At 72.7% G+C, this 15,092-nt stretch carries 15 protein-coding genes; 8 read left to right on the top strand and 7 right to left on the bottom strand.

Annotation, left to right across the window (positions count from 1 at the left end):
* Nucleotides 1-69: 69 nt before the first annotated feature.
* The 3 genes from FV234_RS08025 to FV234_RS08015 form a co-directional block, all read right to left on the bottom strand.
* Nucleotides 70-729, bottom strand: coding sequence for an MgtC/SapB family protein (locus tag FV234_RS08025; RefSeq protein ID WP_147815316.1), 660 nt, complete (start codon nucleotides 727-729; stop codon nucleotides 70-72).
* A 74-nt stretch (nucleotides 730-803) separates the two neighbouring features.
* Nucleotides 804-1,766 carry an EcsC family protein gene (locus FV234_RS08020; protein WP_147754373.1) on the bottom strand — a complete coding sequence of 321 codons (963 nt, stop codon included), beginning with the start codon at nucleotides 1,764-1,766 and terminating at the stop codon, nucleotides 804-806.
* Nucleotides 1,767-1,776: 10 nt separating this feature from the next.
* Nucleotides 1,777-3,225 (bottom strand): AmpG family muropeptide MFS transporter, encoded by a 1,449-nt coding sequence (locus FV234_RS08015; RefSeq protein WP_147828661.1) that lies wholly within the window; start codon nucleotides 3,223-3,225, stop codon nucleotides 1,777-1,779.
* 299 nt (nucleotides 3,226-3,524) lie between these two features.
* Between FV234_RS08015 and FV234_RS08010 the strand changes: the two genes are divergently transcribed.
* Both FV234_RS08010 and FV234_RS08005 read left to right on the top strand, forming a co-directional pair.
* Nucleotides 3,525-4,613 (top strand): PAS domain-containing protein, encoded by a 1,089-nt coding sequence (locus tag FV234_RS08010; RefSeq protein WP_147754375.1) that lies wholly within the window; start codon nucleotides 3,525-3,527, stop codon nucleotides 4,611-4,613.
* On the top strand, nucleotides 4,610-5,032 hold the full coding sequence (locus FV234_RS08005; RefSeq protein ID WP_210246520.1) for a response regulator: 423 nt from the start codon (nucleotides 4,610-4,612) through the stop codon (nucleotides 5,030-5,032). Before FV234_RS08010 ends, FV234_RS08005 begins: the two co-directional genes overlap by 4 nt.
* Nucleotides 5,033-5,039: 7 nt before the next feature.
* Here the strand turns inward: FV234_RS08005 and mutS are convergent, their stop codons facing one another.
* Nucleotides 5,040-7,760, bottom strand: a complete 2,721-nt coding sequence (mutS, locus tag FV234_RS08000; protein ID WP_147828660.1) for a DNA mismatch repair protein MutS — start codon at nucleotides 7,758-7,760, stop codon at nucleotides 5,040-5,042.
* Between the two features lie 156 nt (nucleotides 7,761-7,916).
* Entirely contained in the window at nucleotides 7,917-8,207 is a 291-nt protein-coding gene (locus tag FV234_RS07995) for a hypothetical protein (protein WP_147752735.1), read from the bottom strand.
* Nucleotides 8,208-8,355: 148 nt separating this feature from the next.
* Between FV234_RS07995 and hrpB the strand changes: the two genes are divergently transcribed.
* The 6 genes from hrpB (at nucleotide 8,356) to FV234_RS07965 (ending at nucleotide 14,317) form a co-directional block, all read left to right on the top strand.
* Nucleotides 8,356-10,902, top strand: a complete 2,547-nt coding sequence (gene hrpB, locus FV234_RS07990; RefSeq protein WP_147828659.1) for an ATP-dependent helicase HrpB — start codon at nucleotides 8,356-8,358, stop codon at nucleotides 10,900-10,902.
* A 122-nt stretch (nucleotides 10,903-11,024) separates the two neighbouring features.
* Nucleotides 11,025-11,501 (top strand): PaaI family thioesterase, encoded by a 477-nt coding sequence (locus FV234_RS07985; protein ID WP_147828658.1) that lies wholly within the window; start codon nucleotides 11,025-11,027, stop codon nucleotides 11,499-11,501.
* The gene (locus tag FV234_RS07980) at nucleotides 11,498-12,076 is read left to right on the top strand and encodes a DUF1285 domain-containing protein (protein WP_147828657.1); all 579 of its coding nucleotides are present in this window, start codon (nucleotides 11,498-11,500) and stop codon (nucleotides 12,074-12,076) included. The genes FV234_RS07985 and FV234_RS07980 overlap by 4 nt, the downstream gene beginning before the upstream one ends.
* Complete coding sequence (locus FV234_RS07975; protein ID WP_238271404.1) at nucleotides 12,073-12,753, top strand: CoA pyrophosphatase; 681 nt, start codon at nucleotides 12,073-12,075, stop codon at nucleotides 12,751-12,753. The genes FV234_RS07980 and FV234_RS07975 overlap by 4 nt, the downstream gene beginning before the upstream one ends.
* Before the next feature lie 38 nt (nucleotides 12,754-12,791).
* Nucleotides 12,792-13,049 carry a DUF6111 family protein gene (locus tag FV234_RS07970; protein WP_147752731.1) on the top strand — a complete coding sequence of 86 codons (258 nt, stop codon included), beginning with the start codon at nucleotides 12,792-12,794 and terminating at the stop codon, nucleotides 13,047-13,049.
* On the top strand, nucleotides 13,049-14,317 hold the full coding sequence (locus FV234_RS07965; protein WP_147828656.1) for a CCA tRNA nucleotidyltransferase: 1,269 nt from the start codon (nucleotides 13,049-13,051) through the stop codon (nucleotides 14,315-14,317). Before FV234_RS07970 ends, FV234_RS07965 begins: the two co-directional genes overlap by 1 nt.
* A 51-nt stretch (nucleotides 14,318-14,368) precedes the next feature.
* Here the strand turns inward: FV234_RS07965 and FV234_RS07960 are convergent, their stop codons facing one another.
* Together FV234_RS07960 and FV234_RS07955 are read right to left on the bottom strand one after the other, a co-directional pair.
* Nucleotides 14,369-14,770, bottom strand: coding sequence for a F0F1 ATP synthase subunit epsilon (locus FV234_RS07960; RefSeq protein WP_147728188.1), 402 nt, complete (start codon nucleotides 14,768-14,770; stop codon nucleotides 14,369-14,371).
* Nucleotides 14,771-14,840: 70 nt separating this feature from the next.
* Nucleotides 14,841-15,089, bottom strand: coding sequence for a hypothetical protein (locus FV234_RS07955; protein WP_147828655.1), 249 nt, complete (start codon nucleotides 15,087-15,089; stop codon nucleotides 14,841-14,843).
* Between the last annotated feature and the right edge of the window lie 3 nt (nucleotides 15,090-15,092).

Here is a 15,092-nt window from a genome sequence, read left to right as displayed (position 1 = left end):
AACGGCCCAACCTGCTGTGTGGTCGCATCTTCTTCGCGCGAGCTGGCATCCACCGCGCTTAGAAATGCTTTAGCGCTGCACCGTCTCGACGCTGACGACGTCGGGGTTCGCCCGCAGCGTCGCGGCGATCGCCTCGACGCTGGTGGCCGACAGGCGCACGAACGCCACCTCGATCTCGTCGAGGGCGGGGTCTTCGGCGGTGCGCGCCGTGAACTGGCGCACCCGCGAGGCACGTTCCCCGGTCGCGACGTGCAGGGTGTCGATTGAAAGCGTCCCCCGCTTGGCGACGATGCGAAGCGTCCGCGTCTGCATCCGGTCGCGCCAGCGCTCCTCCAGCGGTTTCACCCCCGCCAGGATCGCGATGACGAAGGTCGTGGTCGCCACCGCCGGGACGTAGAGCCCGCCGCCGATGGCGAGGCCGATCGCCGCCACCGCCCACAGGCTCGCGGCGGTGGTCAGACCCTTCACCACCTCGCCGCGTAGCAGGATCGTGCCCGCACCGAGGAATCCGATGCCGGAGACGACCTGCGCCGCGACACGCGAGGGATCGAGGACGACGTTCTTCGCCCCGAGCGCGTCGGCGAAGCCGTAGTTCGAGACCAGCATGATCAGACAGGATCCGACGCAGACCAGCATGTGCGTGCGCAGGCCCGCCGCCCAGAGCAGGCGCTCGCGCTCGAGCCCGATGACGCTGCCGAGCAGGGCCGCCAGCGCCAGGCGGCCGATCATCTCCGCGTTCCCGAGCAGCGTTCGCCTCCCTGGTCCTCAGCGATCCGCGGTGAAGAATAGGCGCGTCCGGCGCGTCATGCGACGCCGAGCGTAGCCTTCTCCACCTCGTAGGCTGCGCGCACGGTCGCCGGCCCGTAGGTGCGCTCCAGGCGCCGGACGGTGAAGTGGGCACGCGCCATCGACTGGAAATGGCCCATGAAGGCGGTGTTGACCGCTGCCCCTCCGAACGCGCCCAGCACCGGCACCGCCTGCGCGGCGACCTTCTGCGAGACCACGATGCCGAAGCGCGCCGCGATCTGGGCGGTGAAGCGGATCAGCGCCGGGGCGGACTGGTCGAGCAGGGTCTTGCTCCCGGCGTAGCGGGCGGCCTCGGCCATCGTCTTGGCGAGGGCGGCGCGCACGGCGAAGTAGCCGCTCTCGGCCAGCCCCGTGCCGTCGGCGCCCGCGCCCCCGGCCGCCGAACCGGTCTTTCCGCCGAGTGCGAAGACCTGGACGCAGGCGAGCGCGCCCTCCGGGTCGTCGAGGTCCTCGCCCTCCTCCCGCGCGATCTCGGCGATCGAGCGCAGCATCAGGGTGGTCGAGACCGGCAGCTCGACGGCGAGCGTCGCGAGGCCGAAGGCGCCGCCGAACGCCCCCGACAACGCCGCCAGGGCCTTGTGGTTGAAGGTGCTCGATCCGGTCAGGCTGCCGAGCAGCCCGCCGAGGCCCCCCTCGGCCTTCGCGGCGACGCCCTCGACCGCGGTGCCGGCGGCCGGCGCGACCGCGACCTTCGGCAGCGTCTTCAGGGCGACCCGCAGGGCGCCCCGCATCGCGGCCTCGGTCGAGCGTCCGACGGCCTCGGTCACGGGGGCCGGGAGCGACCGGCCGATCATGTCGAGGGGGGCGCCGGCCGCGGCCGAGAGCCTCGCGGCGAGGCCCGGCTGCTCCAGTGCGCGAACGGACCGGCGCAACGCCGCGAGGTCCGCCTCGCTCAAGGGACGCTCGATGGACTCGGTGGCGGCCGGAAGGACCTCACCGGTCAGCGCGATGTCGCTCATGCTTTTCTCCTCACGCCCGGGTTCTCAAGGGCACCCCCGGCGAACCGGTAGGAAGCGGGACGGAGACCGGAGGGTTCCCGTCCCCCGCCGCGGTGGGTGTCGCCGCACTGTTGAGAACGACGGGTGCATGCCGCCGGCTCGGGGTCCGGCCGACGGCGAGGCAGAGCAGCACCACCGGGATGCCGACAGCCGAGGTCATGACGAAGAAGGTCGGGTAGCCGAACGCGGCGACGATGTAGCCCGCGGTGCCCGCGACGAGCTTGCCCGGTAGCGCGTAGAGGGACGAGAACAGCGCGTACTGCGTCGCCGCGTAGCCCGGGGTGGTCAGGCTCGACATGTAGGCGATCAGCGCGATGCCGGCGAAGGAGCCGCAGAAGTTCTCGATCGAGATCGCCACCGTCAGCCGCCAGACCTCCGGCCCGCCGGTCGACAGCCAGGCGAAGGAGAGGTGCGAGGCGGCGGCGAGGAAGGCGCCGGCGAGCAGCGTTGGGAACATCCCGAACCGCGCCATCGCCCAGCCGCCCGCGAAGCCGCCGGCGATGCCGACCCAGATGCCGTAGAGCTTGGTGACGGTGGCGATCTCCTTCAGGTCGAACCCCAGCGTCCGGTACAGCGGGCTCGCCATCACGCCGGAGACGAAATCCGGCATGCGGTAGAGCGCCACGAGGACCAGCACGCCCCACAGGGCCGGCCCCATCCGTTCGCGGAGCTCGACCAGGGGCTCGAGGACGGCCTGGCGGACCGACCACAGCCGCGTCCCGGCCGCCTTCGGCGTCGCGGCGGTCGCCGCGGCATCGACGGTCGCGACCTCGGGCCGGCCGCGGTCGAAGGCGGGGGCGAGGAGGGCCGCGACCAGGCCGACGAGCATCAGCGCCGCCATCGTCAGGTACGCGAAGGTCCAGCCCTTGTCGGAGGCGAGGAAGAGGGCGCCGGCGCCCGCCGTGATCAGGCCGAGGCGGTAGCCGAGGTTCGAGGTCGCCGCGAGGATGCCCTGGAAGTCGGTGCCGGCGGCGTCGATGCGCCAGCCGTCGACGACCACGTCCTGGGTCGCGGCGCAGAAGGCGACGAGGAAGGCGCCGAGCCCGAGCAGCGCGAGGCTCGTCTTCGGGTCGGCGAAGGCCATCAGCACGAGGCAGATCGCCACCGCCACCTGGGTCGTCACCATCCAGGCGCGGCGGCGGCCGAGGCGGGCACTCAGCACCGGCACGTCGATCCGGTCGATCAGCGGCGCCCAGAGGAACTTCAGGGAGTACGGCAGCGCCACGTAGCTGAACAGGCCGATCGCCTTGACGTCGATGTCTGAGAAGGCGAGCCGCAGGGTGAAGGTCCCGAGCACCAGGAGCAGCGGCAGCCCGGAGGAGAACCCGAGCGCCAGCATGAGGACGATGCGCCGATCCTCGACGAGGTCGCGGGCCCGCAGCCGTCGCGCGAGCTTGTCCGGTGCGGTGTCCGTGGCCATGCGATGGGAACTCCTTGACGCCTATGAGCCTTGATCCGCAAGAATCGTGGCAGCCTTGCGCCGGCCCACGCGTCGCGGAACGTCCGGGCGCGGGGCGGCGGACGGATCATGGTCGATGTCGGCTTAACGCGACATCGCACATTTGCTTGGGTACAAGCGCGGGCGATCGGGAACCTTGCTCCCGCGGGTCTGTTCGGATGAGGCGAGCGTAGCCGCTCTCCTCGCACCGTCCGTCCGCGCGGGCCCAGCGAGGCGGCTCTCGATGCATCAAGGCTCCTCGCGTACCGATCGGTTACAGGATGATGGAGACCAGCGACCAGGCGGATTACCCGCTCGCTCCGGCGACGTTCGCGCGGGCGTTCGATTCGAGCCCGACACCGATGCTGCTCACGAACGCGGCCCACGACAACAATCCGATCGTTTGGGTCAACGAGGCGTTCCTAAATCTCACCGGGTACGGCCGCGACGAGCTGCTGGGGCGCAATTGCCGGATGCTGCAGGGAGCGGGCACCGACCGCTCCGAGGTCGCGCGCCTGCGCGCCGCGCTCGATGCGGCGGAGCCGATCGAGTGCGAGCTGCTGAACTATCGCAAGGACGGCACGGCCTTCTGGAACAGCATGACCGTCAACCCGGTGCGGAACGCCGACGGGCGGGTGACATTCTTCTTCGCCGCGCAGGCCGACATGACCGACAAGCGGTCGGTCGAGCAGGCGATGCGCGGCACCAACGACGAGTTGGAGCGCCAGGTCGGACAGCGTACCGCCGACCTGCAGGCCGCCCTCGAGCAAAAGACCGCGCTGCTTCACGAGGTCGATCACCGGGTCAAGAACAACCTACAGGTCATTTCGTCCTTGATGCTGCTGAAGGCACGGCGCACGCCCGAGGGCGAGGCGCGCGACGCGCTCTCCGGCATGGCCGAGCGCATCGGCGCGCTCTCGACCGCGCACCGGATGCTCTACTCGGCCGGCGACGTCACCAAATTCAACCTGTCGGACTTCACCGACGACTTCCTGTCGGACTTCAACGCCGGGCTCGATGCCGAGCGCACCAAGGTCGAGGCGCGGATCGATTCGATCGCGGTCTCCGCCGCCATGGCCGCGCCGCTCGCGCTGATGATCCACGAGTTGGCGAGCAACGCCGTCCGGCACGCGTTCCCGCAGAACCGGGTCGGCCGCATCGGTATCACCGCGCGACGCACCGAGACTGGCATGCACCTGATGATCGAGGATGACGGCGTCGGGATCGACGCCGGCCCGGTCAACCCGGCAGGCTTCGGCCGGAACCTCGTCGAGATGGTGGTGCGGCAGCTGCGCGGCACGATCACGTGGCGCGACCGCGGACCCGGCACCGTGGTCGAGATCGCGATTCCGCTGGCGGAGGACGCGTGATCGAACCGGCCCTGCGCATCCTCGTGGTCGAGGACGAGGCGCTGATCGCCCTCGAACTGGAATTCTTGCTCGACGACCTCGGCTACGTCACGGTCGGGATCGCGGCGAGCTCAGCCGAGGCGATCGCGCTGGGGCTGTCTACCGCGCCGGACGTGGCGCTGGTGGACATCCATCTCGTCGACGGGCCGACCGGCGTCGACGTCGCCCGGGCGCTCAGCGCCGACCCGCGCACGACGGTGGTGTTCATGACCGCCAACGCCAAGCGTATCCCCGACGATTTCGCCGGCGCCTTCGGTGTGATCGCCAAGCCCTATTCCGAGCGGGTCGTAGCGAGCACCCTGGACTATGTCGCCGGCTGCCGCGCCGGGCGTGTCCCGGCCCCGCCCTGCCCGGACGGTTTCTGTCGCGCACCCGAGTAAGTGCGCCTCAGCCGGCCGCGCGTTCGCGCTTGAGCCGATAGAGCGCCTCCATCGCCTCCCGCGGCGTCAACGCATCCGGGTCGATCGCATCGAGCAGGAGGCCGAGCCTGTCGTCCGCCTCGATCGCCGGTTCCGGAAGCGGCGGCGGCGCAAGGCTCGCGAATAACGGCAGGTCGTCGATGCGCGGGCGGCTTGGGCGCTCGCGCTCGGCCTTCTCCAGCCCCTTCAGGATCGCGCCGGCCCGCGCGACGACGGCGCTCGGGAGGCCGGCGATGCGCGCCACCTGCAGCCCGTAGCTGCGCTCGGCCACCCCCGGTACGACCTCGTGCAGGAACACGACGCCGTCGCGGTGCTCGGCGACCTTCAAGGTGGCGTTGTCGAGCCGCGCCAGGCGCTGGCCGAGGGCGGTCAGCTCGTGGAAATGCGTGGCGAACAGCGAGCGGCAGGCGTTCGCCTCGTGCAGGTGCTCGAGGCAGGCCCAGGCGATCGAGAGCCCGTCATAGGTCGCGGTCCCTCGCCCGATCTCGTCCAGGATCACCAAAGAGTGCCGTGTCGCCTGGTTGAGGATCGCGGCGGTCTCGACCATCTCGACCATGAAGGTCGACTGCCCGCGGGCGAGGTCGTCGGCGGCGCCGACGCGGGAGAACAGCCGGTCGACGCGGCCGATCCGGGCTTCGCGCGCCGGTACGAAGGCGCCGACCTGCGCGAGCACCGCGATCAGGGCGTTCTGGCGGAGATAGGTCGACTTGCCGCCCATGTTCGGGCCGGTGATCAGCCGGATGCGGCCGCGCCCCTCCCCCGAGAGGTCGCAATCGTTGGCGATGAAGGCTGTCCCGGACTTGCGCAGGGCCGCCTCGACCACCGGGTGACGGCCCTCCGCGATGACGAAGCTCATCGACGCGTCGACCTGGGGCCGGCACCAGTCCAGCTCGACCGCGAGCTCGGCGTGGCTCGCGGCCACGTCGAGCGCAGCCAACGCCTCGGCGATGCCGCCGATCGCCTCCGCTTGCGCGACGATGCGGGCCGAGAGGTCGTCGAACACCGACGCTTCCAGTGCGAGCGCGCGGTCGGCCGCCCCAAAAATCTTCTGCTCCAGCGCGCCGAGCTCGACGCTGGTGAAGCGCATGGCGTCGATCATGGTCTGTCGATGCACGAAGTCGCGCATCAGCCCCTTCAGGCAGGCCTCGCCGACCGATTGCGGCACCTCGATGAAGTAGCCGAGCAGGCCGTTATGCTTGATCCGCAGGGTGCGGCAGCCGGTCTCCTCGGCATAGCGCGCCTGGAGCGCCGCCACGACCTTGCGCGAGTCGCTGCCGAGGAGGCGCGCCTCGTCGATCTCCGGATGGTAGCCGACGCGGACGTAGCCGCCGTCGCGCCGGTTCAGCGGCAGCTCGTCGGCCAAGCTGGCGCGCAGCGTCTCGACGAGGTCGCGGTCGGCGCGGGCGAGGATCTTCGCCAGCCGCGCCAGGTCGTCCGGCAGGTCCGTCCCGTCCGCGAGGCGTGCGCCGAGCGCCAGCGCCACGTCGAGCCCGTCGCGGATCGCGGCGAGGTCGCGCGGGCCGGCCCGGCCGAGGCCGGTGCGCGAAAGCGCGCGGGCGAGGTCGGGGGCGCGGGCGAGCGCGTCGCGCAGGGCGGCGCGCAGGGCGCGGTCCTCCACGAGCCGCGCCACCGCATCGTGCCGCCGCGCGATCGCGGCCAGCTCAGTGAGCGGTCCGGCGAGGTGCTCGGCCAGCAGCCGCGCGCCGTTGGCCGAGACGGTCCGGTCGATCGCGTCGAGGAGGCTGCCGACCCGCTCGCCCGAGAGCGTTCGGGTGAGTTCGAGGTTGGCCCGCGTCGCCGCGTCGATCGCCAGCGTGGTCCCGGCCTCCTCGCGGGTCGGCACGCAGAGCGGCGCGCGGGCGGCGAGCTGGGTTCGCGCGACGTAGAGCAGGGCTGCGCCGGCGGCGGCGATCTCGGCGCGGGTGAAGGTGCCGAAGCCGTCGAGCGTCGCGACGCCGTACTGCTCGCGGAGGCGGCGCTCGGCCGAGGCCGGCTCCAGCTCCGCCTGGGCCAGGGGGACCACGGCCGCCCGCGTCTCCGCCCAAAGGCGGGCGAGCGCCGGGTCGGCGTGAATCGCGTCCGACAGCACGATCTCGCGCGGGTCGTGGCGGGCGATCGCGCCGGCGAGGTCGGCGCCCGGAACCTCGCTCAGGGCGAACCGCCCGGTGGAGATGTCGATCGCCGCGAGCCCGTATGCGAAGGCCGCGTCCGAGACCTTGCGACGGCCGATCGCCAGCAGCAGGTTGGCGCTGCCGGGATCGAGCAGGCGGTCCTCTGTGATGGTGCCGGGGGTGACCAGCCGCACGACCTCGCGGCGGACCACGGATTTCGGCCCCCGCCGCTTGGCCTCGGCCGGGTCCTCGGTCTGCTCGCAGACCGCGACCCGGTGGCCGAGCCCGATCAGGCGGCTGAGGTAGTCGTCGGCGCGCTCCACCGGCACGCCGCACATCGGGATGTCGGCGCCGCCGTGCTTGCCGCGCTTGGTCAGGACGATGCCGAGCGCCCGCGAGGCCGTCTCGGCGTCGGAAAAGAACAGCTCGTAGAAGTCGCCCATCCGGTAGAACAGCAGGCAGTCCGGGTTGGCGGCCTTGATCTCGATGTACTGCGCCATCATCGGCGTCGGGCCTGCGACCTCCGCGGTGCCGGATCCGGCGGCGTCGGCGAGGTTTCGGGCGGAGCTGCGGGCCATGGCAGCGCTCTTAGCAGACCCGCCCGTGTTTGATCAGCGCGGGCTCCTCCGATCGCTGGGGAGAAGGCACGCGTGCGCGTACCCCAATTCGCGGCAGGAAAAAGCCGGCGCCACGCGGCGCCGGCTTCAGGTCGAGTGGTCGGGACGTGCGACGGATCAGTAGCGCGGGCCGCCGACGGTGTCGCCGAGGTTCTGCTGGTAGCCACGCATCGCCGGGTTGCGTGCGTTCGGATTGCCGTGGCGCATGGTGTTGCGGCGGCGCATCATGCGCTCGGCCTTCGTGGAGTGGTGGTGGCGGTAGTGGCGACGGTAGGCGACGGCGTCCGTCGTGCTCTCGGCGACGACGCCGGCCTGCGGCATCGCGGGTGCGGCGGAGGCCGAGATCGACCCGAGCCCGAGGCCACCGAGGAGCAGGCCGGTCGCGAGGGTCAAAGAAAGACGCGTCATCCAAGGATTCTCCAGTTCCGCGCTCGTGCGCTGCGGGCCTACAAGTTCATGGACGGCGCGTGGTTCCGGCCACCGGCTGTGAAATCATGCCGTCGGCGGGGGATTTATTTCTTGCCGGAGTTGGGATTGTTCGAGGAGTTGAATCGTCATGGCGTCCGAGCGCCCCGCTGATACGGTCGCGGCGTCGGCGACCCCATCCTCCGCGCCCCGCCCGAACGACGCCCTCGCGCGCAGCCCCTTGCCGCACAGCTCCTTGCCGATCGATGCGGCGCTGCCCGACCTGCGTGCGGCGCTGGCCCGATCGAACGCGGCCGTCCTCGTCGCGCCGCCGGGCGCCGGCAAGACCACGCGAGTGCCCCTCGACCTGTTGCAGGCGTCCTGGCTCGGAACCGCCAAGATCATCCTGCTCGAGCCGCGCCGCCTCGCCGCCCGCGCGGCGGCCGAGCGCATGGCCGGCACGCTCGGCGAGCGGGTCGGCGACACCATCGGCCTGCGCGTCCGCCTCGGCTCCAAGATCTCGAGCCGCACCCGCATCGAGGTCGTGACCGAGGGCGTGTTCGGCCGGATGATCCTCGACGACCCGGAACTCTCCGGCGTCGGGGCGGTGCTGTTCGACGAGTTCCACGAGCGCTCGCTCGACGCCGACTTCGGCCTCGCGCTCGCCCTCGACGCGCAGGCGGCCTTGCGCGACGACCTGCGCATCCTGGTGATGTCGGCCACCCTCGACGGCGCCCGCGTCGCGCGTCTGCTCGGCGACGCCCCCGTCGTCGCCTCGGATGGGCGAGCCTTCCCCGTCGAGACCCGCTACGCCGACCGCGATCCCAACCGCCGGATCGAGGATGCGATGGCGGACGCGATCCTGCGTGCGCTCCGGGCCGATCCGGGCTCGGTCCTGGCGTTCCTGCCGGGCCAGGGCGAGATCCGCCGCGTCGCCACCTCGCTGGAGGGCCGCGTCGGGCCGGAAGTCGCGATCGCGCCGCTCTACGGCGCGCTGACGCCGGCCGAGCAGGACCGGGCGGTGGCGCGGGCCGGGCCGGGCGCGCGCAAGGTGGTGCTGGCCACCAGCATCGCCGAGACCTCGCTGACGATCGAGGGCGTGCGCATCGTGGTCGATTCCGGCCTCGCCCGGGTGCCGGTCTACGAGCCCGGCCTCGGGCTCACCCGGCTCGTCACCGCGCGGGCTTCCCGCGCCTCGGTGGACCAGCGCCGCGGCCGCGCCGGCCGGACCGAGCCCGGCGTGTGCTGGCGCCTCTGGGCCGAGGCCGGAACCAGCGCGCTCGAACCGTTCACCCGGCCCGAGATCGTCTCGGCGGACCTCGCCGGGCTCGTGCTCGACTGCGCCGAGTGGGGCGTGACCGATCCCGGCACCCTCGCCTTCCTCGATCCCCCGCCGGCCCCGGCCCTGAAGGAGGCGCGCGCGATGCTGCGCGACCTCGATGCGATCGACGCTGACGGGCGGCTCACCGAGACCGGGCGGCGCCTGCGCGCCCTCCCCCTGCCGCCGCGGCTCGCCCGCATGGTGGTCGCCGCCGCCGATTTCGGCGCCGCGACCGCCGCCGCCGACCTCGCCGCCGTCCTGGTCGAGCGTGGCCTCGGCGGCGACGCGGTGGACCTCGCCGACCGGGTCGAGCGCTATCGGCGCGACCGCGGGCAACGCGCCGCCGACATGCGCCGCATGGCCCAGGGCTGGGCGCGCTCGGCTTCCCCGTCCGGGACTCGCGCGACCTCGGACCCGGCGGCGGGTGCCCTCCTGGCGCTGGCCTACCCCGACCGGGTCGCGAAGGCGCGCGGGCGCGACGGCGAGTTCGTGATGGCCAACGGGCGGGCCGGGCGCCTCGACCCCGCCTCGCCGCTCGCCCGCGAGCCCTTCCTCGTGGTGGCCGACGTCGTCGGCGCCGCCGGCAACGCCCGCATCCTCGCCGCCGCCGCGATCGACCTCGACGCGATCGAGGCAGCCTTCGCCGACCGCATCGAGGGCGTGACGCAGGTGACCTTCGACGGCGCGGCGCGGGCGCTGCGGGCCCGCAGCCTGCGCCGGCTCGGCGCCATCACCCTCGGCGAGCGCACGCGCCCCGTGCCCGCCGACCTCGACTCGGCCAGGGTGCTGGCCCGCGGCATCGCCAGCCTCGGCCTCGAACGGCTGCCCTGGACCCCGGCGCTGACGCAGTGGCGCGCCCGCATCGCCTTCCTGCGCGCGGCGGAGGGCGGCGACTGGCCCGACCTCGCCGACGCCACCCTCACGGAGACCATCGAGGACTGGCTCGCGCCAGCCCTCGTCGGCCGCCTCGGCCTCGACGCCGTCTCCGCCGCCGACCTCGGCGAGGCGTTGCATGAGCTGTTGCCGTGGCCGCTGCGCGCCCGCCTCGACACTCAAGCGCCGACCCATGTCGAGGTGCCGACCGGCTCACGCATCCCGATCGACTACGAGACCGAGGGCGGGCCGGTCCTGGCCGTGCGGGTGCAGGAGCTGTTCGGGCTGGCGACGCATCCGACTGTGGGCCGGGTGCCGCTCGTCCTCCACCTGCTCTCGCCCGGCCACCGCCCGGTCCAGATCACCCGCGACCTCCCCGGCTTCTGGCGCGGCTCCTGGAGCGCCGTGCGCACCGAGATGCGCGGCCGCTATCCGCGCCATCCCTGGCCGGAGAATCCGCTGGAGGCGCCACCCACCCGCCGCGCCAAGCCGCGGGGCACGTAAGCGGGTGAGGTGAGCCAAAGCCTGAAGTGCCCCCGAACTTCGCGTGACAGCCGGCGGTCGCGATGCGACCGTGCCACAAAACCCTGCGCCTGCGCCCGCCGCGCGATCGAGATCCCGCCCCCATGACGCCCAGCGAACCGCGAACGCCCGAGGCCGAGCCCCACGAGGGCGACGGCTGGACGCCGATCCACGACACCGGCTTCATCGCCCATGTCGGGCCGGTCTACGTCCGCGACGGCGCCTACGCGTTCCGTGCCGCCGACAAGCACGCCAACCTGATCGGCGTGGTCCACGGCGGCATGCTGATGAGCTTCGCCGACCGGGCACTGGGCGAGACCGCGATGTGGGCGGCCGACGGGGCGAATTGTGTGACGATCCAAATGGAGATGCAGTTCGTCGACACCGCGCGGCTCGGCGACTGGATCACCCTGGCGCCCGAGGTCATCAAGCGCACCGGCTCGCTCGTCTTCCTGCGTTGCGAGCTGCGCCACGCGGCGCGCGTGGTCGGCGTCGCCTCGGGCGTCTGGAAGATCCTGCGCCGGCGCCCGGAGGCGCCCCCGGTTCCCGGCCCGTCCGGCGCGCTATCCGAGGGCGCATGACCGCCTCCGACGATCCGACCCTGAGCCGCCTCGGCGCGACCCTGGCCGAGCTGCCCAAGCGCGGGCTGCCGCCGGTGGACAAGTGGAATCCGCCCGATTGCGGCGCGATCGACATCCGCATCGCCGCCGACGGCACCTGGTTCCACGACGGCACGCCGATCCGCCGCCCGAAGATGGTGAAGCTGTTCGCCTCGATCCTGCGGCGCGAGCCCGACGGTACGACGGTGCTGGTCACGCCGGTGGAGAAGGTCTCGATCACCGTGGAGGATGCGGCCTTCGTCGCCGTCGAGATGGCGATCGACGGCGAGGGCGACGCGCGCCGCATCAGCTTCCGCACCAACGTCGACGACCTCGTGCCCGTCGATTCCGAGCACGGCTTACGTTTCGCCGAGGGCGAGGCCGGCGCCCTCAAGCCCTACCTCCACGTCCGCCGCGGACTCTGGGCGCTGGTGACGCGGGCGCTGACCTACGATCTCGTGGCGCTCGCCGAGGAGCGCGAGATCGAGGGCGTGCCGTGGCTCGGCATCGCCGCAGGCGGCCGCTTCCACCGCATCGCCCCGGCCGACGCCGCGTGAGCGCCGTGGACAGCCCGACGCGCGACGAGGACCTCGCCGACTTCCTCGCCCGCGCCGAGGCGCGGCTCGCCCGCGATCCGCCCGGGCCGGACGACCCGACCTCGAACCCGCGCGGCGACCACAGCCTGGAGCCCGACGGCAGCGCCGTAATCCCGCCGCCGCCGCACCGGCGGGCGGCCGTTCTGGTGCCGGTCGTCGCGCGCGAATCCGGCCTCGCGATCGTGCTGACGCAGCGCGCCGCCCACCTGCGCGACCATTCCGGCCAGGTCGCGCTGCCCGGCGGCAAGATCGACCCGACCGATGCAAGCCCGATGGCGGCGGCCCTGCGCGAGGCCGAGGAGGAGGTCGGCCTGTCGCCGCGTCACGTGCGGATGCTCGGCTACCTCGATCCCTACCTGTCCGGCACCGGCTTCCTGGTGGCGCCGGTGATCGGCCTCGTCGACCGGGAGGCGCGCCTCGCGCCGAACCCGGCCGAGGTGGACGCGATCTTCGAGGTCCCCCTGGCGGTGATCGCCGACCGGTCGCGCTACGAGCTGCGGATGCGGGTGTGGCAGGGCCGCGACCGGCGCTTCTACGCCCTGCCCTACGGCGAGCGCCTGATCTGGGGTGTGACGGCGGGCATCCTGCACAACCTCGCCGAACGGCTCGAATTCGGGCCACCGAAGTCCCACCTCTGAGCCGAGCGGGAATCGCCCGCGCCCATCGATCGGATGCCATGCTGCGTCGCCTCGTGGAGGAGTTCGGGCTCTTCCTGCTGCCCTTCGGGCTGTTCTTCACCTACCTGCTGCTCGTCGGCCGGAACCCGCTGCAGCGGGCGCACTGGGACGCCCAGGCCTTTCGCCTCGTCCTGGCCGGCTTGGCCGTGGTGATCGCCTCCCTGGTGGCCTCGGGCCTGTTCTCCGAGCGCCACGCCACCGGCTTCGTGCCGACCCACATGGAGAACGGCCGGCTGGTGCCAGGCGAGTTCCGCTGATGCGGCGCCTCGACCCCGACGGCCCGGCGCGGCTGCTCGCCCGGCCCGAGGTCCGCGCCGTCCTCGCCGGCCTCGATGCACCTGGCGAGGAGACCCGGCTCGTCGGCGGCTGCGTGCGCGACGCGCTCCTCGGGGTCGACGCCGCCGACATCGACCTCGCCACGACGCTCCTGCCGAACGCCGTGATCGATCGGGCGCGGGCGGCGGGCCTGAAGGCCGTGCCGACCGGGATCGAGCACGGCACCGTGACGCTGGTCGTCGCCGGGCGGCCGGTCGAGGTGACGACCCTGCGCGAGGACGTCGAGACCGACGGGCGGCACGCGATCGTGCGGTTCGGCCGGGACTTCACGCGCGACGCGGAGCGGCGGGACTTCACGGTCAACGCGCTCTCGCTCGGCGCCGACGGCACGCTCCACGACACCACTGGCGGCGCCGCCGACCTCGCGGAGGCCCGCATCCGCTTCATCGGAGACCCCGCGACGCGGATCCACGAGGACGCCCTGCGCATCCTGCGGTTCTTCCGCTTTCACGCCCGGTTCGGTGGAGGAGAGCCCGATGCGCCGGCGCTCGCCGCCTGCGTCACCGCGCGAGCGGCCCTGGCGAGCCTGTCGCGGGAGCGCGTCCGCATGGAGTTCCTGAAGCTCTTGGCCGCCCCCGGTGCGCCGGGCGCCGTCGCCATCCTCGCCGAGACCGGCCTTCTCGCCCGCATCACCGGCGGCGTCGCCGAGCGGGGCAGGCTCGCGCGCGCGATCGAGGCCGGCGCCGGCACGATCCAGCGTCTCGCCGCGCTGTCCGTGACCACGCGGGCCGAGGCCGAGCGCCTCGCGGAGGGTTTGCGGCTTTCGAAGGCCGAGCACGCTACCCTCGACGCCTACGCCCGCGCCCTCGTCGCGCTGAAGACCCCCGCCGCGATCGACCGGCCGGCGCTCCGTGCGCTCGTGGCAGAACACGGGCCTGCAGCCCTTCAAGCGGCGATGGACGCGACCGCCGGCGAGCCGCGCCCGGTGATCGGCCCGGACGCTGCAAACGCCTGGCGCGACCTGAAGAATGAACCCGCTCCGGTCCTGCCGGTGACCGGGGCAGCCCTCGTCGCTCGCGGCATCCCGGCCGGGCCGAGGATCGGGGTCGCCCTCGCGGCTCTGCGCCGACGCTGGCTCGAAACGGGCTGTCCCGTCGGGCCGGACGCGGCCGAGGCGCTGATCTCCCTCGCGCTGGCTCAGGATTCGTCGGCGCACGACACGAAAGAGCCCGCCGAACCGCGCCGGTGACGGCGGTTCGAGCGGGCTTCGGTCGTCCTGAAAATGTTGGGGGTGAAAGGCTCAGAGCTTGAGGAGGTTCTTCGTCTCCTGAAGCTGGACGATCTGGCCGTTCAGCTCCTCGCGCTTCTGCAGGTCCTCGGTGGCGTCGCGCTGCAGCTCGGCCGCCTCGATGTCCCGGTCGAGGGATTCCGGCGTCAGTTCCTCGATCGGGGCGGCGCGCTCGGCCAACACCGTCACGCCGGTCGGCCCGATGTCGGCGAAGCCACCGCGGACGTAGATGCGCTTGCCGCTGTTGGCGCGCTCGGTGACCACGATCACGCCCACGCGAAGCGAGGTGAGCACCGGGGCGTGGCCGGCGAGCACCGTCATCTCGCCCTCGGTGCCGGGAAGCTGCACCGACTCGACCTCGCCGGAATACAGCGACCGCTCGGGGCCGACGAAATCGAAGTGGAAGGTGGCCATGCGCTCGGAATCCCGACGTTTGTCATTCTCGGCGCGCGGCCCTCCGAGGGCTGCATGCCGACCTTGAGAGTTAGGCCCTGCGCCGGTCCGTGGCGAAGCCGAGGCCGAAACCGATCAGGGCACCGATGCCTGCGAACAGGGCGACGTGCTGCGTCTGCCCGCTGGTCAGCTCGCCGCCGCGGGTGCCGGCCGGGCGGTCGCCCTGCACCTCGACGGAGAGCGGGCCGATCTTGATCTCGGCCGCCTCGGGCCGCGTCACGTAGCCGACGAGGCCGCCGGCCAGGAGGCCGACGACCAACAGGACGATCTTGGCGTTCAAGGC

It is taken from the genome of Methylobacterium sp. WL8, assembly GCF_008040045.1.
Classification (GTDB): Bacteria; Pseudomonadota; Alphaproteobacteria; order Rhizobiales; family Beijerinckiaceae; genus Methylobacterium; species Methylobacterium cerastii.
This window is presented reverse-complemented; position numbering and strand designations above follow the sequence as displayed.

Excerpts from the sequence above, each read along its gene's own strand:
- FV234_RS07960 (WP_147728188.1), bottom strand. The coding sequence starts at position 14,770 with ATGGCCACCTTCCACTTCGATTTCGTCGGCCCCGAGCGGTCGCTGTAT.
- FV234_RS08015 (WP_147828661.1), bottom strand. The coding sequence starts at position 3,225 with ATGGCCACGGACACCGCACCGGACAAGCTCGCGCGACGGCTGCGGGCC.
- hrpB (WP_147828659.1), top strand. The coding sequence starts at position 8,356 with ATGGCGTCCGAGCGCCCCGCTGATACGGTCGCGGCGTCGGCGACCCCA.
- FV234_RS07965 (WP_147828656.1), top strand. The coding sequence starts at position 13,049 with ATGCGGCGCCTCGACCCCGACGGCCCGGCGCGGCTGCTCGCCCGGCCC.
- FV234_RS08010 (WP_147754375.1), top strand. The coding sequence starts at position 3,525 with ATGATGGAGACCAGCGACCAGGCGGATTACCCGCTCGCTCCGGCGACG.
- FV234_RS07970 (WP_147752731.1), top strand. The coding sequence starts at position 12,792 with ATGCTGCGTCGCCTCGTGGAGGAGTTCGGGCTCTTCCTGCTGCCCTTC.
- FV234_RS08020 (WP_147754373.1), bottom strand. The coding sequence starts at position 1,766 with ATGAGCGACATCGCGCTGACCGGTGAGGTCCTTCCGGCCGCCACCGAG.
- FV234_RS07995 (WP_147752735.1), bottom strand. The coding sequence starts at position 8,207 with ATGACGCGTCTTTCTTTGACCCTCGCGACCGGCCTGCTCCTCGGTGGC.
- FV234_RS07980 (WP_147828657.1), top strand. The coding sequence starts at position 11,498 with ATGACCGCCTCCGACGATCCGACCCTGAGCCGCCTCGGCGCGACCCTG.
- FV234_RS08025 (WP_147815316.1), bottom strand. The coding sequence starts at position 729 with ATGATCGGCCGCCTGGCGCTGGCGGCCCTGCTCGGCAGCGTCATCGGG.
- FV234_RS07985 (WP_147828658.1), top strand. The coding sequence starts at position 11,025 with ATGACGCCCAGCGAACCGCGAACGCCCGAGGCCGAGCCCCACGAGGGC.
- mutS (WP_147828660.1), bottom strand. The coding sequence starts at position 7,760 with ATGGCCCGCAGCTCCGCCCGAAACCTCGCCGACGCCGCCGGATCCGGC.